Source organism: Cellulomonas sp. S1-8 (assembly GCF_026184235.1).
GTDB lineage: Bacteria > Actinomycetota > Actinomycetes > Actinomycetales > Cellulomonadaceae > Cellulomonas.
In genome coordinates, this window is sequence record NZ_CP110806.1 from 3,375,725 (window position 1) to 3,393,769 (window position 18,045).

At 76.1% G+C, this 18,045-nt stretch carries 15 protein-coding genes; 3 read left to right on the plus strand and 12 right to left on the minus strand.

What is annotated here, in order from left to right; translation table 11 throughout:
• The first annotated feature begins 112 nt into the window (after nt 1-112).
• The 3 genes from OKX07_RS15290 to OKX07_RS15300 all read left to right on the plus strand — a co-directional run bounded on the left by OKX07_RS15290 (nt 113) and on the right by OKX07_RS15300 (nt 2,837).
• Nucleotides 113-979, plus strand: coding sequence for an alpha/beta fold hydrolase (locus OKX07_RS15290; protein WP_265628847.1), 867 nt, complete (start codon nt 113-115; stop codon nt 977-979).
• Between the two features lie 59 nt (nt 980-1,038).
• Nucleotides 1,039-2,013: a hypothetical protein gene (locus OKX07_RS15295; protein WP_265628848.1), complete on the plus strand. Its 975-nt coding sequence runs from the start codon at nt 1,039-1,041 to the stop codon at nt 2,011-2,013.
• Nucleotides 2,014-2,333: 320 nt separating this feature from the next.
• A complete protein-coding gene (locus tag OKX07_RS15300; RefSeq protein WP_265628849.1) occupies nt 2,334-2,837 on the plus strand; it encodes a hypothetical protein in 504 nt (167 codons plus the stop codon).
• Nucleotides 2,838-2,892: 55 nt separating this feature from the next.
• Here OKX07_RS15300 and araA read toward each other — a convergent pair whose 3' ends face one another.
• From araA to OKX07_RS15360, 12 genes are all read right to left on the minus strand, one after another.
• On the minus strand, nt 2,893-4,401 hold the full coding sequence (gene araA, locus OKX07_RS15305) for an L-arabinose isomerase (protein WP_265628850.1): 1,509 nt from the start codon (nt 4,399-4,401) through the stop codon (nt 2,893-2,895).
• Complete coding sequence (locus tag OKX07_RS15310) at nt 4,398-5,150, minus strand: L-ribulose-5-phosphate 4-epimerase (protein WP_265628851.1); 753 nt, start codon at nt 5,148-5,150, stop codon at nt 4,398-4,400. Before OKX07_RS15310 ends, araA begins: the two co-directional genes overlap by 4 nt.
• Before the next feature lie 92 nt (nt 5,151-5,242).
• Entirely contained in the window at nt 5,243-6,859 is a 1,617-nt protein-coding gene (locus tag OKX07_RS15315) for a xylulokinase (protein WP_265628852.1), read from the minus strand.
• Nucleotides 6,860-6,977: 118 nt separating this feature from the next.
• Complete coding sequence (locus OKX07_RS15320; RefSeq protein ID WP_322746794.1) at nt 6,978-8,051, minus strand: LacI family DNA-binding transcriptional regulator; 1,074 nt, start codon at nt 8,049-8,051, stop codon at nt 6,978-6,980.
• A 3-nt stretch (nt 8,052-8,054) separates the two neighbouring features.
• Nucleotides 8,055-8,879 (minus strand): pyrroline-5-carboxylate reductase, encoded by an 825-nt coding sequence (proC, locus tag OKX07_RS15325; protein WP_265628853.1) that lies wholly within the window; start codon nt 8,877-8,879, stop codon nt 8,055-8,057.
• Between the two features lie 163 nt (nt 8,880-9,042).
• Nucleotides 9,043-11,211, minus strand: a complete 2,169-nt coding sequence (locus OKX07_RS15330; protein ID WP_265628854.1) for a biotin/lipoyl-binding protein — start codon at nt 11,209-11,211, stop codon at nt 9,043-9,045.
• 16 nt (nt 11,212-11,227) lie between these two features.
• Nucleotides 11,228-12,160 carry a DUF5666 domain-containing protein gene (locus OKX07_RS15335; RefSeq protein WP_265628855.1) on the minus strand — a complete coding sequence of 311 codons (933 nt, stop codon included), beginning with the start codon at nt 12,158-12,160 and terminating at the stop codon, nt 11,228-11,230.
• A gap of 47 nt (nt 12,161-12,207) precedes the next feature.
• The gene (locus tag OKX07_RS15340) at nt 12,208-13,440 is read right to left on the minus strand and encodes an ABC transporter permease (protein WP_265628856.1); all 1,233 of its coding nucleotides are present in this window, start codon (nt 13,438-13,440) and stop codon (nt 12,208-12,210) included.
• Nucleotides 13,437-14,150: an ABC transporter ATP-binding protein gene (locus OKX07_RS15345; protein ID WP_265628857.1), complete on the minus strand. Its 714-nt coding sequence runs from the start codon at nt 14,148-14,150 to the stop codon at nt 13,437-13,439. Before OKX07_RS15345 ends, OKX07_RS15340 begins: the two co-directional genes overlap by 4 nt.
• Complete coding sequence (locus OKX07_RS15350; RefSeq protein WP_265628858.1) at nt 14,143-15,411, minus strand: efflux RND transporter periplasmic adaptor subunit; 1,269 nt, start codon at nt 15,409-15,411, stop codon at nt 14,143-14,145. The genes OKX07_RS15345 and OKX07_RS15350 overlap by 8 nt, the downstream gene beginning before the upstream one ends.
• A 280-nt stretch (nt 15,412-15,691) precedes the next feature.
• On the minus strand, nt 15,692-17,251 hold the full coding sequence (locus OKX07_RS15355; RefSeq protein WP_265628859.1) for a methyltransferase: 1,560 nt from the start codon (nt 17,249-17,251) through the stop codon (nt 15,692-15,694).
• A 54-nt stretch (nt 17,252-17,305) separates the two neighbouring features.
• Nucleotides 17,306-18,004: an endonuclease/exonuclease/phosphatase family protein gene (locus OKX07_RS15360; RefSeq protein ID WP_265628860.1), complete on the minus strand. Its 699-nt coding sequence runs from the start codon at nt 18,002-18,004 to the stop codon at nt 17,306-17,308.
• Nucleotides 18,005-18,045: the final 41 nt, after the last annotated feature.

Genomic DNA, 18,045 nt, shown 5'->3' on the forward strand with positions numbered 1-18,045 from the left:
CGATTCGGCCATCCGGGGGAACAGGACCCCGACCGATGAGTTCCGGTCGCCCGGACGGTCGACCCCCACGGGTGCACGACGCACCCGTCGCCGCCACCCCGCAGGAGCGATCATGACCGTCTCGACCCGCACCCTCGACGTCCCCGGGGCCGTCCTCACGTACGACGTCGCCAACCCCGCGACCCCGTCGGCGGCGCCCGCGCTGCTGCTCATCGGCTCGCCGATGGGTGCCGGCGGGTTCGGCACGCTGCGCTCGTCCTTCGACGACCGCGTCGTGGTCACCTACGACCCGCGGGGCGTGGAGCGCAGCACGCTCGCACCCGGCGCCGCGCCGACGGCGCCGGGCACGCACGGCGACGACCTGCACCGGCTCGTCGAGGCGCTCGGCGGCGGCCCGGTCGACGTCTTCGCGTCCAGCGGCGGCGCGGTGAACGCGCTCGCCTGGGTGGCCGCGCACCCCGAGGACGTCGGGACGCTCGTCGCGCACGAGCCTCCCCTGCCCTCGGCGCTCCCCGACGCGGCGGAGGCGTCCGCCGCGATGCTGGCGCTGCACGAGACCTACCTGCGCCAGGGCTGGGGTCACGCGATGGCCGGGTTCATCGCCCTCGTCTCGCACGAGGGGCCCGTCCCGGCGGACTGGGCGCAGCGACCCGCACCCGACCCGGCGGCGTTCGGCCTGCCCACGCAGGACGACGGGACCCGCGAGGACCCGATGTTCGCCGCCAACATGGTCACGCTGAACACGTACGCGGTCGACGTCGACGCCGTGCGAGCGGCCCCGACGCGGGTGGTCGTCGCGGTCGGCGCCGAGTCGGGCGAGACCCTCGCCGCCCGCGGCGCGCGGGCCGTCGCCGCGGCGCTGGGGGGCGAGGCCGTCGTGATGCCGGGCGACCACGGGGCGTTCCTCGGCGGGGAGTACGGGCAGACGGGCGTGCCGGACCAGTTCGCTCCCGCACTGCGTACGCTCCTGGCGGGCTGATCCGTCCACCGGGGGCACCTGCGCGCGCCGTCCGGGGGCGCGTCGGGCAGGATCGGCGCGTGCGCAGACGGTCGCGGCTCGTCGTCCCCCTGGTCCTGGTCGCGCTCGCGCTCACCCCGGTGGCCCTGGTCGGCACGTGGGCGCGCGCGACGCTCTTCGACACGGAGGACTGGCAGCGGCTGGTCGAGCCGCTCGCCTCCGACCCGCAGGTCCAGGACGCGGTGTCCGCCCGCGTCGAGGACGGCGTCCTCGCGGCGCTGCCCGTCGACGACCTCGTCGGGCTGCTGCCCGGCACGCTGGGCGACGACGCCGCCGCGGAGGTCGAGCGCCGCATCGGGGAGGTCGCGCGGGACGGCTCGGCGAGCGCCGTCGGGTCGGACGCGTTCGCGTCGGCCTGGGTGACCGTCAACCGCACGTTCCACTCCCAGCTCGTCGGGACGCTGCGCGACGACCCGGACGCGATGGGTCGGGTCGACGACGAGGGCCGGCTCACGTTCGACCTGTCGGGGGTCACGGACACCGTGCGCGCGGCCGTGGTCACGGCGGGCGTCCCGGAGCAGCTCGTGCCCCGCATCACGGTCGTCGTCCCGGTGCTCGACGGCGGGACGACCGAGCGGCTGCAGCAGACCGTGGGCAACGCCGACCGCGCCGCGGGCTGGGCGCCGTGGGTCGGCGTGCTCGCCGCGATCGGCGCGGTCGCCCTGGCGCGGCGCCGTGCGCGCGCGCTCGCGTGGGTCGCCGGTGCCGTGGCGCTCGGCGCGCTGGCGGTGGTCGTGGGCGTGCGCGTGACGCGCGCCGCCGTCCTCGCCGGGCCGGCCGCGGCGTTCCTCGGTGACCGCGTCGTCGCGCTCGTCGTGGACCACGTCACCGCGAACCTGCTGACCACCACCTGGTGGGCGGGGGGCGTCGCGCTCGTCGTGCTGCTGGCCGCGGCCGTCGTCGACGCGACCGGGGGCCGGACGTCAGGGGCTGCTGAGCACCGCGTCCACGATCACGATCAGCATCGCGCCCGTCGAGGCCAGAAGACCCCGTAGCGCCCAGACCAGCGTCCGCGTGTGGACCCGCACGGCGACGCTCCCTCCCGCGCGTCACCGTTGACGCGCTGAGCAGAAAGTTACGACGACCGGAGCGTGAACACCGAACGACGCGAGGGTGAATTCGCACGTCAGCAGGCGTTCGGGCCGGTTCAGGGCTCCTGGCCCCGCGTGCTGCGGCCGCGTCGCCTGCCGCCTCCTCGTGCGAGCGTCGTCATGCTCGATGCTCGACGCGTCGCCGTCTCCTCCCTTGACGCCGGCCCGCCAGGCCCGGGATCGTCTCCGCAGCGTGCGAGTCGGAGCAGACAGCAGGGGGTGTGGTGACCAGCTGGCGCAGGGCCCTGTCCATGGGCGGCAGCGTGGCGGCCGTGGTGCTGCTGACGTCGTGCGCCGCGCCGGTGCCGACGGCAGAGTCGGACGTGTTCGACGGCCTGGACCCGTCGGTGGTCCAGGAGGTGATGGACAACCCGGTGGCGTGGGGGAAGGTGCTCGACGAGGACGAGGCGACCCGCGCGAGCATGGCGCAGGGCATCGTCCGCAACTTCGTGCAGTGCCGCGGTGCCTACGAGGCGTACCTGTCGTGGGTCACCGACGGTGAGACGCCCGACGTGCCGGAGCCATCCGCACCGACCCGTCCGATCGAGCCGGCGCACACCGCGATCGAGCAGTCGCAGGCCGTCATCGAGGCTGCGATCGCGTCAGGTGACCCCGCCCGGCTCCGCGACGTACTCGTGGGGGAGGCGCGGTGCGGGATGTGGATCCCGCTCGAGGCGGGCGACCCCGACGGACCGAAGATCGCCGACGCCGTGCGGGCGCTGACGTGACGAGGGCGGGTGCCCGGCCGCAGCCGGGCACCCGCCGCACGATCGAGGCCAGGGCTCAGAAGCCCTGCGCGACCCGGTAGTACACCTGGTTCCACCGCACCTGGTCGGCGAACCCGCGGCGGGTGGTCGCCTCGTCGATGACGAGCAGCTCGGTGCGAGCCAGGTCGGCGAAGATCTCCCACGCCTCGATGCCCACGGCCGTGCTCATCACCGTGTGGTGCGAGCCGCCGGCGGTCAGCCAGCACTCGGACGACGTCGCGAAGTCCGGGCGAGGCTCCCAGACGGCGCGCGCGACGGGCAGGTGCGGCAGGTCGGCCGTCGGCGGGACGACGTCGACGACGTTGGCCGTCAGGCGGAACCGGTCGCGCATGTCCGCCAGCGACACCACGACGCCCGGGCCGGCGTCGGCGCTGAAGACCATGCGGACCGGGTCCTCCTTGCCGCCGATGCCCAGCGGGTGGATCTCCACGCGCGGCGTCGACGTGGTCAGCGACGGGCAGACCTCGAGCATGTGCGCGCCGAGGATCTTCTCGGCGCCCGGCGTCAGGTCGTACGTATAGTCCTCCATGAGCGACGCGCCGCCGGGCAGCCCGGCGCCCATCACCTTGGCGACGCGGACCAGCACGGCCGTCTTCCAGTCGCCCTCGGCACCGAAGCCGTAGCCCTTGCCCATGAGCCGCTGCACGGCCAGGCCGGGCAGCTGGCGCAGGTCGCCCAGGTCCTCGAAGTTCGTGGTGAACGCGATCGCGCCGCGCTCGGTGAGGAAGCCCTCGATCGCGATCTCCTGGCGGGCCGCGTACCGCAGCGACTCGTGGCGGTCGCCCCCGGCGCGCAGCTCCGGGACGACGTCGTACAGGTCCTCGTACTCGGCGACCAGCGCGTCGACCGCAGCGTCGTCGACGGCCGCCACCGCCACGACCAGGTCGTTCACGGCCCACGTGTTGACCGACACGCCCAGGCGGATCTCCGCCTCGGTCTTGTCGCCCTCGGTGACCGCGACGTTGCGCATGTTGTCGCCGAACCGCACGAGGCGCAGGTCCTGCGACGCCTGCCAGCCCGCGGCCGCGCGCACCCACGTGCCGATGCGTGCGGTGACGGCCGGGTTCGACACGTGGCCCGACACCGTGGTCCGGGCCAGGCCCAGGCGCGTCGCGATGTACGCGTACTCGCGGTCGCCGTGCGCGGCCTGGTTGAGGTTCATGAAGTCGAAGTCGATGGTGTCCCACGGCAGCTCGACGTTGGCCTGCGTGTGCAGGTGCAGCAGCGGCTTGCGCAGCAGGTCCAGGCCCGTGATCCACATCTTCGCCGGGCTGAACGTGTGCATCCACGTGATCACGCCGAGGACCCGGTCGTCGGCGTTGGCGTCGAGCATCGCGCGGCGGATGGACTCGGAGTCCTTCAGGACGGGCTTCCAGACGACCGTCGCCGGGACGTCGCCGGACGCGTCGAGCGCCGCCGCGACCTCCTGCGACTGCGCGGCGACCTGCGCCAGCGTCTCCTCGCCGTAGAGGTCCTGCGAGCCGGTGAGGAACCAGATCTCCTGGTCGGGGTAGGCCTTGCTCATCGTGCGTCTCCTTCGACGGGCTCTGCGGCGCTGGTCTGCTGGCCGTAGACGTTCTGGTACCGGGCGTACAGCGAGTCGATGTCGTCCTGCGCGATCGGCAGCGGCTCACCGAGCTGCCGGCTGATGTGCACGGTCCGCGCGACCTCCTCGACCATGACCGCGGCCTTCACCGCGGCCTTGGCGTCCTTGCCGATCGTGAACGGGCCGTGGTTGCGCATGAGCACCGCGGGGCTGCGCGAGTCGCGCAGCGTCTCGACGATCCCGCGGCCGATCGAGTTGTCGCCGATGAGCGCGAACGGCCCTACGGGGATGTCCCCCCCGAACTCGTCGGCCATCATCGTCAGCACGCACGGCACCGGCTCGGCGCGCGCCGCCCAGGCGGTCGCGTACGTCGAGTGCGTGTGCACCACTCCCCCGACGTGGGGCAGGTGCGTGTACACGTACGCGTGCGCGGCCGTGTCCGACGACGGCCCGCGCGTGCCCTCGACGAGGGCGCCCTCGAGGTCGCACACCACCATCGACTCGGGCGTCAGCTCGTCGTACGTCACGCCCGACGGCTTGATGACGAGCAGGTCGCGCGCGCTCGGGCCGGCGGGGTCGACGACGACGCGCTGCGACACGTTGCCCGCCGTCCACACGACCAGGCCCCAGCGGGGCAGCTCGGCGTGCAGCGCGGCGACCACCTCGCGGACGCGCGCCACCTCCTCGCGGACGGCGGGCGCGTAGGCGTCCAGGGCGGTGACGGTCATGCGGCCTCCTGCGTTCGTCCCCGCGGCGGCGGGGCTGGATGGTCGGTTCGGCGCGACGGGCGCCGGTGGGCGTCCGCGCGGAGCGTCGGGGGTCAGAGCACCTCGGTGGCGAGGCGCTCGACGGCCAGGCCGGCCTCGTAGCGCTCGAGGTAGGTGGCGTAGCCGGCGACGTCGGCCGGGTCGGGCTGCACGACGTCGATCTCGGCGTCCGCGAAGACGCGCGTCGTCAGGTACGTGCCGAGGTCCTGCGTCGCCCCGCTCGCGAGGTAGCCGGCGAGCACCGCGATCCCCCACGCGCCGCCCTCGCCCGCGGTGCGTCCGACGGCGACGGGGGCGCCGACGGCCGCGGCGAGCAGCCGCTGCGCGACGCCCGCGGTCCGGAACAGGCCGCCGTGGGCGTACATCGTGTCGACCTCGACGCCCTCGGCCGCGAGGATCCGCATGCCCAGGCTCAGGGTGCCGAACGCGCCGTACACCTGCGTGCGGACGACGTTGGCGAGCGTGAGCCGGCTGTCGGGGGTCCGCACGATCAACGGACGCCCCTGGTCCAGGCCCGTGATCGGCTCGCCCGCCAGGTAGTTGTACGCGAGCAGCCCGCCGCCGTCGGCGTCGCCGTCGAGCGCCTCGCGCAGCAGGACGCCGAAGACCTCGTCGGCGCCCGCGTCGGACCCCAGCGCGGTGGCGAAGCGGCCGAACACGCCGGCCCACTCCCCCAGCTCGCTCGCGCCGTTGTTGCAGTGGACCATCGCGACGAGGTCCCCCGCGGGCGTCGTCACCAGGTCGATCTCGTGGTGCACGGCCGCGAGCGGCTGCTCGAGCACGACCATCGCGAAGATGCTGGTCCCGACGCTGATGTTGGCCGTGCGCGGGGCGACGGACGCGGTCGCGACCATGCCGGTGCCCGCGTCGCCCTCCGGCGGGCACAGCGGCGTGCCGGCGCGCAGCGTGCCCGTCGGGTCGAGCAGGGCGGCGCCCTCGTCGGTCAGCCGGCCGGCCTCCTGGCCCGCGACCAGGACGTCGGGCAGCAGGTCGGCGAGGTGGTCGACGGGCAGGCGGTCGGCGACGAGGCCGTCGACGCGCGCGAGAAGGTCGGCGTCGTAGTCGCGCGTCGCGGGGTCGACCGGGAACATGCCGGACGCGTCGCCGACGCCGAGGACCTTGCGGCCCGTCAGGCGCCAGTGCACGTACCCGGCGAGCGTCGTGACGAAGCGGACGTCCGCGACGTGCGGCTCGGCGTCGAGCACGGCCTGGTGCAGGTGCGCGACCGACCAGCGCAGCGGGATGTTGTAGCCGAGCAGCTCGGTGAGCTCGGCGGCCGCCGCGCCCGTCGACGTGTTGCGCCACGTGCGGAACGGCACGAGCAGGTCGTCGTCGGCGTCGAACGCGAGGTAGCCGTGCATCATCGCCGAGACGCCGATGGCGGCGAGCGACGTCGGGCGCACGCCGTGGCGCTGCTCGGCGTCGGCCAGCAGGTCGGCGACCGCGGCGCGCAGGCCGTCCCACACGGCGTCCAGCGCGTAGGTCCAGGTGCCGTCGACGAGCTGGTTCTCCCAGGCGTGGCCGCCGCTCGCGAGCGGCACGTGGTCCTCGCCCACGAGGACCGCCTTGATGCGCGTCGACCCGAGCTCGATGCCGAGGGTCGCGCGGCCCTGCTCGAGGGCCTCGCGGGCCGTGCCTCCGAGGGCGTCGGCCCCGTGCTGCTGCGCCATCGCGTGCTGCTCCCTTCCGGGCTCCGTCGCCCGGTGTCGCCGTCGCCGGGCGGGTGCTCGTCGCGCCCGCGCCTCGCTGATGTTAACGCTCACATGGAGCGCGTGCCAACCCTTCCCGTCAGGTCCCGCCCGCCGCGTCGCGCGGGGCCGACGACCGCCGCACCACCAGCTCGGGCGCGATCGGGTGGTGCTCCGCCGACGCCCCCGCCAGCGCGTCCACGACCGACTGCACCGCCCGCCTGCCGAGGTCGTCGAACCCCTGCCGCACGGTCGTGAGAGGCGGGTGGTAGAACGCGGTGCCGGGCTCGTCGTCGAACCCCACGACCGCGACGTCCTGCGGCACCCGCACACCGGCCTGCGCGAACGCCGCCAGCAGACCCAGCGCCAGCTGGTCGTTCGCGGCGAACACCGCGTCCGGCAGGCCCTCGCGGACCAGGTCGCCGCCGACCGCGAACCCGTCGGCCGCGGACCACCCGCCCGTGCGGTGCTCCGGCACCGGCAGGCCGGCGTCCTGCAGCGCCTCGCGCCACCCCCGCAGGCGGTCCCGCGCGTCGTACCACTCCTGCGGGCCCGCGACGTGGACGACGTCGCGCCGGCCCGTGGCGATCAGGTGCTCGGTCGCGAGCCGCCCGCCCACGACCTGGTCGACGGCCACCGTCGGCAGGTCGGCGCCCTCGCGACCGGACGACACCAGCACCACCGGCACCGGCAGGTGCACCCCGCCGACCGCGTCGACCGTCCCGCTGCGCGGCGCCACGACGACCACGCCGTCGACCCCCTGGGCCAGGAAGTGCTCGACCGCCGCGACGACCTCACCCCCGCTGAAGTCGCGCAACGTCGCCACCGACACGTAGAAGCCCGCGTCGCGCGCGGCCTGCTCGAACGCGACGAGCGTGCTGGTCGGACCGAACAGCGCGGTCGCCGGCGTGATCACGCCGAGCGTCCCGGTACGGCGCGTCACCAGCGCGCGCGCCGCGAGGTTGGGCCGGTACCCGAGCGTCGCGATGGCCTCCACGACCCGCTCGCGCGTCGCCGGGCGCACGCTCGGGTGGTCGTTGAGCACGCGCGACACCGTCTGGTGGCTGACGCCCGCGAGCGCCGCCACGTCGTTCATCGCCGGGGGCCGGCCGTCGCGTGACCGGTGCGCAGGCGTGGGACGTGCGGCAGCGGCCGGGCGGGGGTCCACGGTCACGGGTCAGCCCGCGCCGAGCTCGCGCGAGCGGTCGGCGGCCGCACGCACCGCCGCGACGAGGCCGGCCCGGACCGCGTGCGCGTCGAGCGCCGCGACGCCCGCGACGGTCGTGCCGCCGGGCGACGACACCCGCTCGCGCAGGACGACCGGGTGCTCGCCGCTCTGCGCGACCATCGCCGCCGCGCCCTCGACGGTCGCGACCGCGAGCCGCGACGCCAGGTCCCGCGGGAGCCCCAGCAGCACGCCCGCCTCGGCCAGCGCGTCGATCACGTAGAACGCGTACGCGGGACCCGAGCCCGACAGGGCGGTCACCGCGTCGAGGTGCTTCTCCGCGACCCGTTCGACGAGGCCCGTCGCCGCCAGCATCCGCTCGACGAGCGCGAGGTGCGCGTCGTCCGCGGCGGCGCCCGGAGCGATGCCGCTGGCACCCTTGCCGATGAGCGCCGGCGTGTTCGGCATGACCCGCACGACCGGCGTCCCGGCGGGCAGGGCGTCCTCGTAGACCCGCAGCGGCACCCCCGCCGCGACGCTCACGACCAGGGCGCCTGCGCGCAGCACCGGGGCGATGTCCGCGAGCACGGCCGGGACGACGTCCGGCTTGACTGCCAGCAGCACCACGTCGGCCGACGCCACCGCGTCCCGGTTGTCCGCGACCCGCACGCCGTGCTCCTGCGCGAGCGCCGCCGCCCGGCCCGCGTCCTGGTCGGCGACGACGACCCGCTCGGCGTCCCAGCCGCCCTGCCGCAGCGCCGCCACGAGCGTGCCGCCCATGACCCCGCCGCCGAGCACCGCCACGAGGGGCGTCGCCCCCGGGTCCTGCGTGGTCATGGTGGCCTCCGTCGCGCCGGCGGCCGCAGGCTCGCGACCGGGACGAGCCTACTGGCGCGTCCGGCGCGCGCGGGTGCGCGTCGAACCACGTGTCCGGTGGCTCCTGGCGGACCAGGAGCCACCGGATGCGTGGTTCGTCGTCGGGCCGCGGTGCCGCCCCTCCTCAGCCTCCCGGCACCACGCCGGGCGGCGGGCCGCCGCCCATGGGTCGCTGGACGGACGTCGACTCCTGCGACAGACCCGACAGGCCCGTGCTCGCGTCGTCGTCCTCACCCACGTCGAGCGGCGCCTCGAGGTCCGCCAGGACGACCCGGTCACCCACCTCGACGCCGGACGTCACCTCGGTGAGCTCCGACCCCACCGCACCCGTCCCGACCGGGACGTCGTCGACGGCGCCGTCCTGGCCCAGCACCTGCACGGTCGTCGCACCGCCCGCCGTCCGCACCGCTGACGTCGGGACCGTCAGCACCGCGTCGCCCGCCGCGACGGCCACGTCGACCTGCGCCGACGAGTCGTCGAACACCGGCTCGTCCGACGGGTCGAGCGCGACGAGGACCGTGTACGCGGGGGTGGACGTCTCCGAGACGTCCAGCACACCGACGCTGCTCACCGTGCCCGTCAGCCCCGCCGACGTCGTCGCGACGCGCACCGTCGCGTCCTGCCCCACCGCGACCGCGTCCACCGACGTCAGGGGCACCACGAACGTCACCAGGTGACCGTCGTCGCCGAGGACCGTCACGACCGACGACGTCGACGACGCCTCCACCGTGGCGCCGACGCTCAGCCCGACCGCCGCGACCGTGCCCGCGACGGGGCTCGTGAGGTCGGCGAGCGTGAGCGCGTGCTCCGCGATCGCCACGTCCGCCTCGCGCAGCGCGATCTGCGCGCGGTCCGCCACGACCGTCTCCGCGGTGATCGTGCGGGTCGTCGTACCGCCCAGGGCTGCGTCCGCGCCCGACGGGCCGGTCGTCGACTGGCCCGTCGCCGGTGCGCCGGTCGCGGGGGCGCCCGTGGCGGGTGCCCCCGACGTCGGCGGGCTCGCGTCCGAGCCGCCGGGGGTGGCGCCGCCGCCGGGGGTGGGGCTCGGGGCGGGGGTGGGGCTCGGGGCGGGGGTGGGGCTCGGAGCGGGGGCGGTGGGGTCCGTGGGGCTCGGGGCGGGGTCCGGGGTGCCCCCGCCGCCCGGAGGCGTCGCCGCGACGGCCGCGACCAGCGCGTCGACGGCCGTGTCGAGGTCCGCGGACGCCGCGGTCAGTGCCGCGAGCGGCGCCGTGAGGGCGTCGCCCGCCTGCGACAGCGCCGACTGGCAGGCCGCGAGCAGCTGCTGCGCCTGCGAGAGCGGGACCCCGGCGGGCGTCGGCGCGGTCGGCACGGCGGCGACGCCGTCCTCCGTGGCGTCGGGGTCGGTCGCGTCGGGGTCGGTCGCGTCGGGATCGGTGGCGTCGGGATCGGTCGCGTCGGGGTCGGCCTGGTCGCCGCCGCCGGACGACGCGTCGTCCGTGCCCGGGTCCGCGTCGGGCACGACCGTCGTGGGGTCGAGCGCGAGGAACGCCGTGCACGACTCACCCGTCCACGCATCGGTCTGCTGGGTCACCGCGGCGGCGAGCGCGTCGTAGGCGGCCAGCAGGGCCTGCTGCGCCGCCTCCACCCGGGCGGTGGCCTCCGTCACCGCCGCGTCCGGCGACGCCTGCGCGGTCGGGGTGGCGGTCGGGGCCGGGGTCGCGGTCGGCACGTGGCTCGCTGTCGCGGTCGGGGCCGCGGACGGTGCCGTCGGGGCGGCGACCGTGACGACGCCGACCGAGGCGCTCGTCGTCCACGCGACGGCGGTCGACACCGTCGTGCTCGCGCCCGTCGTGCTCGCGCCCGTCGTCCTCGTGCTCGTCGTGGACGTGCTCGTGCTCGTCGCGCCGGACGACTGCGTCTCGAGGTCGTCCTCGAGCTGCTGCTGGGCGTCGGCGAGCGCCGAGCGCGCCTGGTCCAGCGCCGCCTGCAGGTCGGTGGGGTCGAGCGTGGCGAGCACCTGGCCCGCGCCGACGGTGTCGCCGACGGCGACGTCGACCGACGCGACCGTCCCGGCCGTCGCGAAGGCCGCGTCGCGGCGCGTCGCCGACGTCACCGTGCCGACCGCGGAGACCGTCTGGGCGACCGTGCCGAGCTCGGCCGTCGCCGTCCGGTACCGGTCGGCGTCGTCCCGCCCACCGAGTGCCAGGGCGACGCCGCCGCCCACGAGCGAGAGCCCGACCGCGGTCACCGCGACGACGGCGACCGTCCGCCGTGCCCGCCGTCGGCGCCGCACCGGCTGCTCGCGCATCGGCTCGTGCGTCGGCTCGTGCATCGATTCGTGCGTCGGCTCACGCATCGTCGTCCGACCCGCCGTCCTGCGACTGCCCGGGCATGCCAGGACGGCCGGGCAGGCCCGCACCCGTGCTGCAGCCCTCGTCACCCGGCGTGGAGACCGTGACGTCCGTGGCGGTCACGGCGCCCGCGTCGTCGGTCTCGCCGCGCGCGACGACGCACCGGCCCACCGCCAGGGCGGACGTGTCCGCGGCGGCCGTGCGGGTGTACGCGGTCGCGTCGTCGACGGTCACGGTCCCCGTGGTCGAGCCGTCGTCCGACGTGACCGCGACCGTGATGGTGGTGCCGTCGACCGCGGTGACCAGCCCCGACGTCCCGCCCGGTCCGCCGGCGCCCCCGCCGCCGGGCTGCGGCATGTCCGTCGGCATGTCCGTCGGCATGTCGGTCGGCATGTCGGTCGGCATGTCACCGCCCGGCCCGCGCCCACCGAACCCGCCCATCCCACCGAAGCCCGCCGAGCACGCACCGTCGACCGGCTCGCTGATCGCCACCGCCCTCGCGGCGCCCGCCGCGTCGTCGTCGGTCGGCATCGTGAAGGCCGCGACGCACACGCCCACCGTGACGTCGGCGAGCGTCGCGACGACGGTCTGCGTGACGGTCGTCGCGTCGGTCCAGGAGACGGCCGTCTGGCTGTCGGTGCTCTGGACCTGCATCGTCGTACCGCTCACCGCCGCCACGAGCCCGCTGACGCCGGGGGCGCCGCCGCCGGGCAGGCCACCGTCGGGCTGCTGCTGGTCGCTGCGTGCGGGCGCGGTCGCCGTCGGTGCCGCGTCGACGGACGACGCGGTGCCCCCGCAGGCCGCGAGCAGCAGCACGAGCGCCGTGAGGGGCACGACCCCCGCGACGGCGCGGTGCGTGTGACGACCGAGCGGGTCACGACCGAGCGGGCGGCGACCGAGCGGGCGGCGGGTCAGGTCGGACGTGGGCATGGCGGGCTCCTGCCGGTCGGGGGTGGGACGAGGGGTGCGCGCGGCCATCACTCGGCCCGCAGCGCGTCGATGGGGGCGAGACGCGCGGCGCGCGTCGCGGGGTACACGCCGAACACCAGGCCGATGGCCATGGCCACGACCACCGAGCCGGCGACGGCCGCACCCGACACGACGATCGACGTGCCGAGCAGCGCGGGCAGCCACCGGGCGCCGACGACACCGAGCACCGCACCGAGCAGGCCGCCCGTCAGGCCGAGGACGGTCGCCTCGACGAGGAACTGCCGGCGGATCGCCCACGGCGGTGCGCCGAGCGCCTTGCGCAGCCCGATCTCCCGGGTCCGCTCGCTGACGGACACGAGCATGATGTTCATGACGCCGATGCCCCCGACCAGCAGGGACAGCCCCGCGATGCCCGTCAGCAGCACCGTCAGGGTGCGGTAGACGGCCGTGGCGGTGGACACCAGCGCGTCCTGCGACGCGACCGTGAAGTCCGCGTCCTCGGCGTCCGACGCACCGTGCAGCGCCAGCAGCGTCTGCTGCACCTCCTGGTAGGCGGCCGACAGCCGGTCGGCCGACGCGGCCTGCACGTAGATCGTCGAGACGGTGTTGCGGGTGGCCCCGCCGACGAGCGTCTCGGCCGCCGTCGACAGCGGCACGAGCGCGATGTCGTCGAGGTCGCTGTCGCCGCTCGCGCCGGCCTCCGCCAGGACGCCGACGACCGTGAGGTCGGTGCCCGCCACGCTCACGACCTGCCCGACGACCGCCGTCGTGCCGAACAGCTCCGTCGCGGTCTGGGCGCCGAGCACCACGACGTCGGCCCGCTCCAGGTCGTCGTCCTGCGTGAGGAACTGCCCGGCGGCCAGCTCGCGGCCGCGTACCTCGAGCCACGACGCGGTCGTCCCGGTGACGGTGGTGGCCCAGTTGGTGTCGGCGGCCTCGAGCTGCAGGACCGTCGAGCGCTCGGCCGCGACGCCGGCGACGTCCGGGGCGTTGACCGGTGAGGCGAGCGCGTCGGCGTCGTCGCGGGTGAGCGTCGTGGCGGACCCGAAGCCGCCGCGCATGCCCGACGCGTCGGTGCTCGACCCGGGCGTGACGATCAGCAGGTCCGAGCCGAGCGAGCTGATCTGCGCGCTGACGTCCCGCTGCGTGCCCAGGCCCAGACCGACGGTGAGGATCACCGCCGCGATGCCGATGAGGATGCCGAGCACGGTCAGCGTCGAGCGCAGCGCGTGGGAGCGGACCGCCGCGAGGCCCGTGCGCAGGGTCTCCGTCCAGCTCATCGCAGGACCCCCGCCCGCGCGCCCGGGCCGTCGTGGACGATCAGGCCGTCCGCGACGCGCACGATCCGCGCGGCGCGGTCGGCGACGTCGTGCTCGTGCGTGATGAGCACGATCGTGCGGCCGGCGGCGTGCAGCTCGTCGACGAGGTCGAGCACGTCGGCCGTGGACGCCGAGTCGAGGTTGCCCGTGGGCTCGTCGGCCAGGACCAGCGCCGGGTCCCCGACGAGGGCTCGTGCCACCGCGACGCGCTGCTGCTGCCCGCCCGACAGCTCGCCGGGCCGGTGGTGCACCCGGTCGCCCAGGCCGACACGGGTCAGCGCCTCGATCGCCCGCTCCCGGCGCTCCGGCGCGGGCACCCGCCCGTACACGAGCGGCAGCTCGACGTTGCGCCACGCGGACAGCGACGGCAGCAGGTGGTACTGCTGGAACACGAAGCCGATGTGCTGGTTGCGGATCCGGGCGAGATCGACCTCGGCGAGCTGGGACACGTCCTGCCCCGCGAGCCGGTAAGACCCGCGCGTCAGGGTGTCCAGGCAGCCCAGGACGTTCATCAGCGTCGACTTGCCGGAGCCGGACGGGCCGACGACAGCCACGTACTCGCCCTCGTCGATGCGCAGGTCGACCCCGCGCAGCGCCTCGTGCTCGACGGTGCCCGTGCGGTACGTCTTGCCGGCGTCCGCGAGCTCGATGACCGCGGGGCCGTCAGCCATTGCGTCCACCGGGGGCCGCGCCGCCCTGGCCGCCGGGGCCGCCCATCTGGCTGGGGTCGAAGTCCTCGGGGAAGCCCTCCGGGAGCCCGCCCTCGAAGCCCTCGGGGAAGCCCTCGAACATCTGCTGCCCGCCGCCGGCACCGCCGGTGAACACCCGCACCACGACCTCGTCGCCCTCGGCGAGGCCCGACGTGATCTCCGTGAGGTCGCCCGACGTCGCGCCGGTCTCGACGGTGGTCTCCACCTGAGTGCCGTCGGCGTCGAGCCGCGTGACGGTGGTCGTGCCGTCGTCACCCGTCGTGATCGCGGCCGACGGGACCGTCAGGACGTCGGTGCGGCGCTCGTGGACGATCTCGACGTCGACCGCGATGCCGTCGTGCAGGTCGTCGGACGTGCCGGTGACGGCGACGGTCACGGGGTAGGCGGCGGTGCCGGACGTGCTGCTCGACACCAGCCCGATCTCGGCGACCGTCCCGAAGACCGTGGCAGCCAGGTCGTCGGAGGTGATCTCGACCTGGTCGCCGACCGCGAGCAGCGCCACGTCGGACTCGCCGACAGTCGCGTCGACACGCCACGCGTCGGTGCCGACGACGGTGAAGCCGGTGCTCGTCGCGGTGGTCGTCGACGTGAGCGTCGCCGCACCGTCGGGTGCCGCGCCCGACCCGTTCGTCGCACCGGAGCCGGCGGTCACCACGTCGCCGACCTCGAGGTCCGCGGTCGTCACGAGACCGGCGACGGGTGCGACGAGCGTCGCGCCGTCGAGCGCCGCCCGGGCGTCGTCGGCCGCCGCGGCCGCGACCTCGACCTGGGCGGCGAGCGCGTCGATGCGGGCCTGCGCCGCGGCGGTCCCGTCGTCGTCCGCCCGCGCCTCGGCCTCCTCGGCGCGGGCCTGCGCGAGGTCGGCCTGCGCGAGGAGCAGGTCGGCGTCGAGCTGCAGCGTGCCGACGGTCGCGAGGGCCTGCCCCGCCGTCACCGTGTCGCCCGCGGCGACCAGCACGGACGTCACCGTGCCGGCGACGTCGAACACGGCCGTCTCGTGGACCAGCGGGGTGAGGGTGCCGGACGTCGACACGGTCTGCTCCAGGGTCTCCAGGCTCGCCGCGACCGTGCGGGTCGGCGGCGCCTGCGCGTCCGACGGGGGCGCGCCGCGCCACCAGACCCACCACGCGAGCGTGCCTGCCACCGCCAGCGCCACCACCACGACGGCGATGCGCGCGCGGGGCGCACTCCTCCTCCAGACGCCGAGCATGTTCTCCCTCACCGACCACCGCGGGCGGACCGCGCGCGGCCCACCGGCCGGTCGTCCCGGCCACGCCGCGACGCTAGGGTCCGACCCTTGGGATGGGGTGGACGCGTCCTGTGGCTCACCTGGGAGAACACCGTCGGGCGAGTTGTCCGGATCGTGGGATCCACGCCCGTCGAGACCGGGCTGGGTCGTCGTCAGGGCGGCATACGACGACTGAGGCCGGTCTCGATCGGGCCGGGTCCCGCATGGCGGGACGGGGCGCACCCCAGCCGGGGCGGTGTCGGGACGGGACCGGTCAGGGCAGCGTCAGCAGGCCGTCCGTCAGCAGGCCGCGGACCGTCGGCAGGACGTCGGCGGCCACGTCCGCCGCCGGGACGTCGAGCAACGCGCCCAGCGCCCCGACGATCTGCCCGGCCGTGAGCTCGCCGTCGCACGCGCCGACGAACGCCGCGAGCGCCGTCCCCGCCTGCACCGTGCGGCCCAGCCCGCCGCCCTGGCGCAGCAGCACGACGCGCGGGTCCGACGCCCCGGGCTCGAGGTACCGCTCCTCGGTGACGTCCGGCGCGACGGTCAGCCGCAGCCCCGCCAGCGCGTCGTCGGTCAGGCCCGTGACCGCGTCGTGCGCCGCGAGCGCGGCCGCGAGCACCGGGCCCAGCGGCTGACGGACCGGGCCGGTCTGCGACTCCAGGCGGCGCAGCGTCGGCACGCCCGCGACGGGCCGGCGCAGCGTCACGATGCCGAACCCGACCGACGCGACGTCGCGCGACGCGAGGTCGTCGAGCCACGCGCCGTACCGCGTCGACCAGGCGTCACGGTCGGCGGGCGTCGTGCCGCCGTCGCGGATCCACGTCTCGGCGTACTGCGCGGGGTCCTGCTCGTCGCGCTGCACGACCCAGGCGTCCAGACCCGACGCGTCGACCCACGCGCCGATGCGCTCGTGCCACTCCTCGCCCGCGCGGACCTCCCAGTTGGCGAGCAGCTGCGCGACGCCGCCGGGTGCGAGCACCGCCCCGACGCCCGTCACGAGGTCCCGCACGAGGTCGTCGCCCGCGCGGCCGCCGTCGCGGTAGTCGTACGCGGGCACGTCGGCGCGGCGCGGCGTGATGACGAACGGCGGGTTGCTGACCACCAGGTCGAACGTGTCGCCGGCGACGGGCTCGAGCATCGACCCCGCGCGCAGCTCGACGCGGTCCGGGCCGAGCCCCGCCAGGGCCGTCGTGAACCGCGCGAACGCGAGCGCGCGCACCGACAGGTCGGTGGCGACGACGTGCGTGGCGTGGCGGCTCGCGTGCAGCGCCTGCACGCCGCACCCCGTGCCGAGGTCGAGGACCCGAGCGCGCGGGTCGCGGACCGTGGCCTGCGCGAGCGTCACCGACGCGCCCCCGACGCCCAGGACGTGGTCGGTCCGCAGCGCGCCGCCGGTCGCGAGCTCGCCCAGGTCGGAGGCGACCCACCACGCGGCGTCGCCGGCGCCGTCCGTCGCGGCGTAGGGGCGCAGGTCGACGCGCCCGCGGACGGCGTCGGCGTCGTCGGCCCCCGCCACGTCGACGAGCCCCAGGCGGCGTGCGCCCGCGACGCCGACGGTCGGCAGCGCAGCCGCGAGGGCGGTGGCGCGGACCGGTGCGCCGAGCACGAAGCACCGCGTCAGCACCGCGGCGGGGTCGTCGCCGCCGGGCGCTGCGGGGTCGGTGGCACGCAGCGCGGGCAGCGCCTCCCCGCGGTCGAGCGCGCCGGCCGCGACGACGCCGAGCAGGTCCTCGACGTGCTCGACCGTGTACCGCGCAGCCGTGAGGTCGGCGCGCAGCGCGTCGAGAAGGTCGGGGACGGCGACGGGGGCCTGCGGGCTGCTGCTCACGGCCCCATCGTCCCAGCCGGCGCGGCGGCGGCCGCACCACGGGCCCGTCGGCGCTCAGGGCTCCGGCAGGTGCACGTCCACGACGAGGGGGCGGTGGTCGCTGGCGACGCCGACCGCGGCGTCGTCGGGCACGTACGCGTCGAGGACGGGCAGTCGGCGGTCGACCAGGACCACGTCGATGCGCACGCGCGGCACGTCGGCCGGGTACGTCGCCTGCTCCGCGCCGACGACGCTCGCGGCGTCCTGCAGCCCCCCGGCGCCGTCGCTCAGCGCGACCCACGACGGTCCGCCGGGGCGCTCGTTGAGGTCACCGGCGATGACGACGGGCCCGTCCGCGCCGCGCAGCAGCCGGCGCGTGACGAGGTCGACGTGGCGGTTGCGCTCGGAGGGCCGCAGGCCGAGGTGGACGACGACGACGCGCACGCCGTCGATCCGCGCGGTCGCGACGCCGCGTCGCGTGAGCCCCAGGCGCCAGGGCAGTCGCAGGCCGGACGCCCCCCGCACGCTGCGGTAGGGGGCGACGAGCAGTGCGGTGGTCCGTGCCCCGCCGCCGCCCACGGCCACCCGGAGCCCGGTCCGCGCGGCGAACCGTCGCAGCCGCGCCCGGCCGCGGGGCCCGCGGGGGGGTTCCTGGACCGCGAGCACGTCGGGGCGCGCGGTGCGGACGACGTCGACGAGTGCGTCGACCTCCTCGCGCATACCGCGCAGGTTGTAGGTCATGACCCGCAGGATCCCGACGTCGCGCGCGCTCACCGTGTCCTCCGTCCGTCCCCCCGGGCTGCGCGAGCGTACCG

Coding starts and splice junctions, on each gene's coding strand:
- OKX07_RS15290 (WP_265628847.1), top strand. CDS start 113: ATGACCGTCTCGACCCGCACCCTCGACGTCCCCGGGGCCGTCCTCACG.
- araA (WP_265628850.1), bottom strand. CDS start 4,401: ATGAGCAAGGCCTACCCCGACCAGGAGATCTGGTTCCTCACCGGCTCG.
- OKX07_RS15310 (WP_265628851.1), bottom strand. CDS start 5,150: ATGACCGTCACCGCCCTGGACGCCTACGCGCCCGCCGTCCGCGAGGAG.
- OKX07_RS15315 (WP_265628852.1), bottom strand. CDS start 6,859: ATGGCGCAGCAGCACGGGGCCGACGCCCTCGGAGGCACGGCCCGCGAG.
- proC (WP_265628853.1), bottom strand. CDS start 8,879: ATGACCACGCAGGACCCGGGGGCGACGCCCCTCGTGGCGGTGCTCGGC.
- OKX07_RS15330 (WP_265628854.1), bottom strand. CDS start 11,211: ATGCACGAGCCGACGCACGAGCCGATGCGCGAGCAGCCGGTGCGGCGC.
- OKX07_RS15335 (WP_265628855.1), bottom strand. CDS start 12,160: ATGCCCACGTCCGACCTGACCCGCCGCCCGCTCGGTCGCCGCCCGCTC.
- OKX07_RS15340 (WP_265628856.1), bottom strand. CDS start 13,440: ATGAGCTGGACGGAGACCCTGCGCACGGGCCTCGCGGCGGTCCGCTCC.
- OKX07_RS15345 (WP_265628857.1), bottom strand. CDS start 14,150: ATGGCTGACGGCCCCGCGGTCATCGAGCTCGCGGACGCCGGCAAGACG.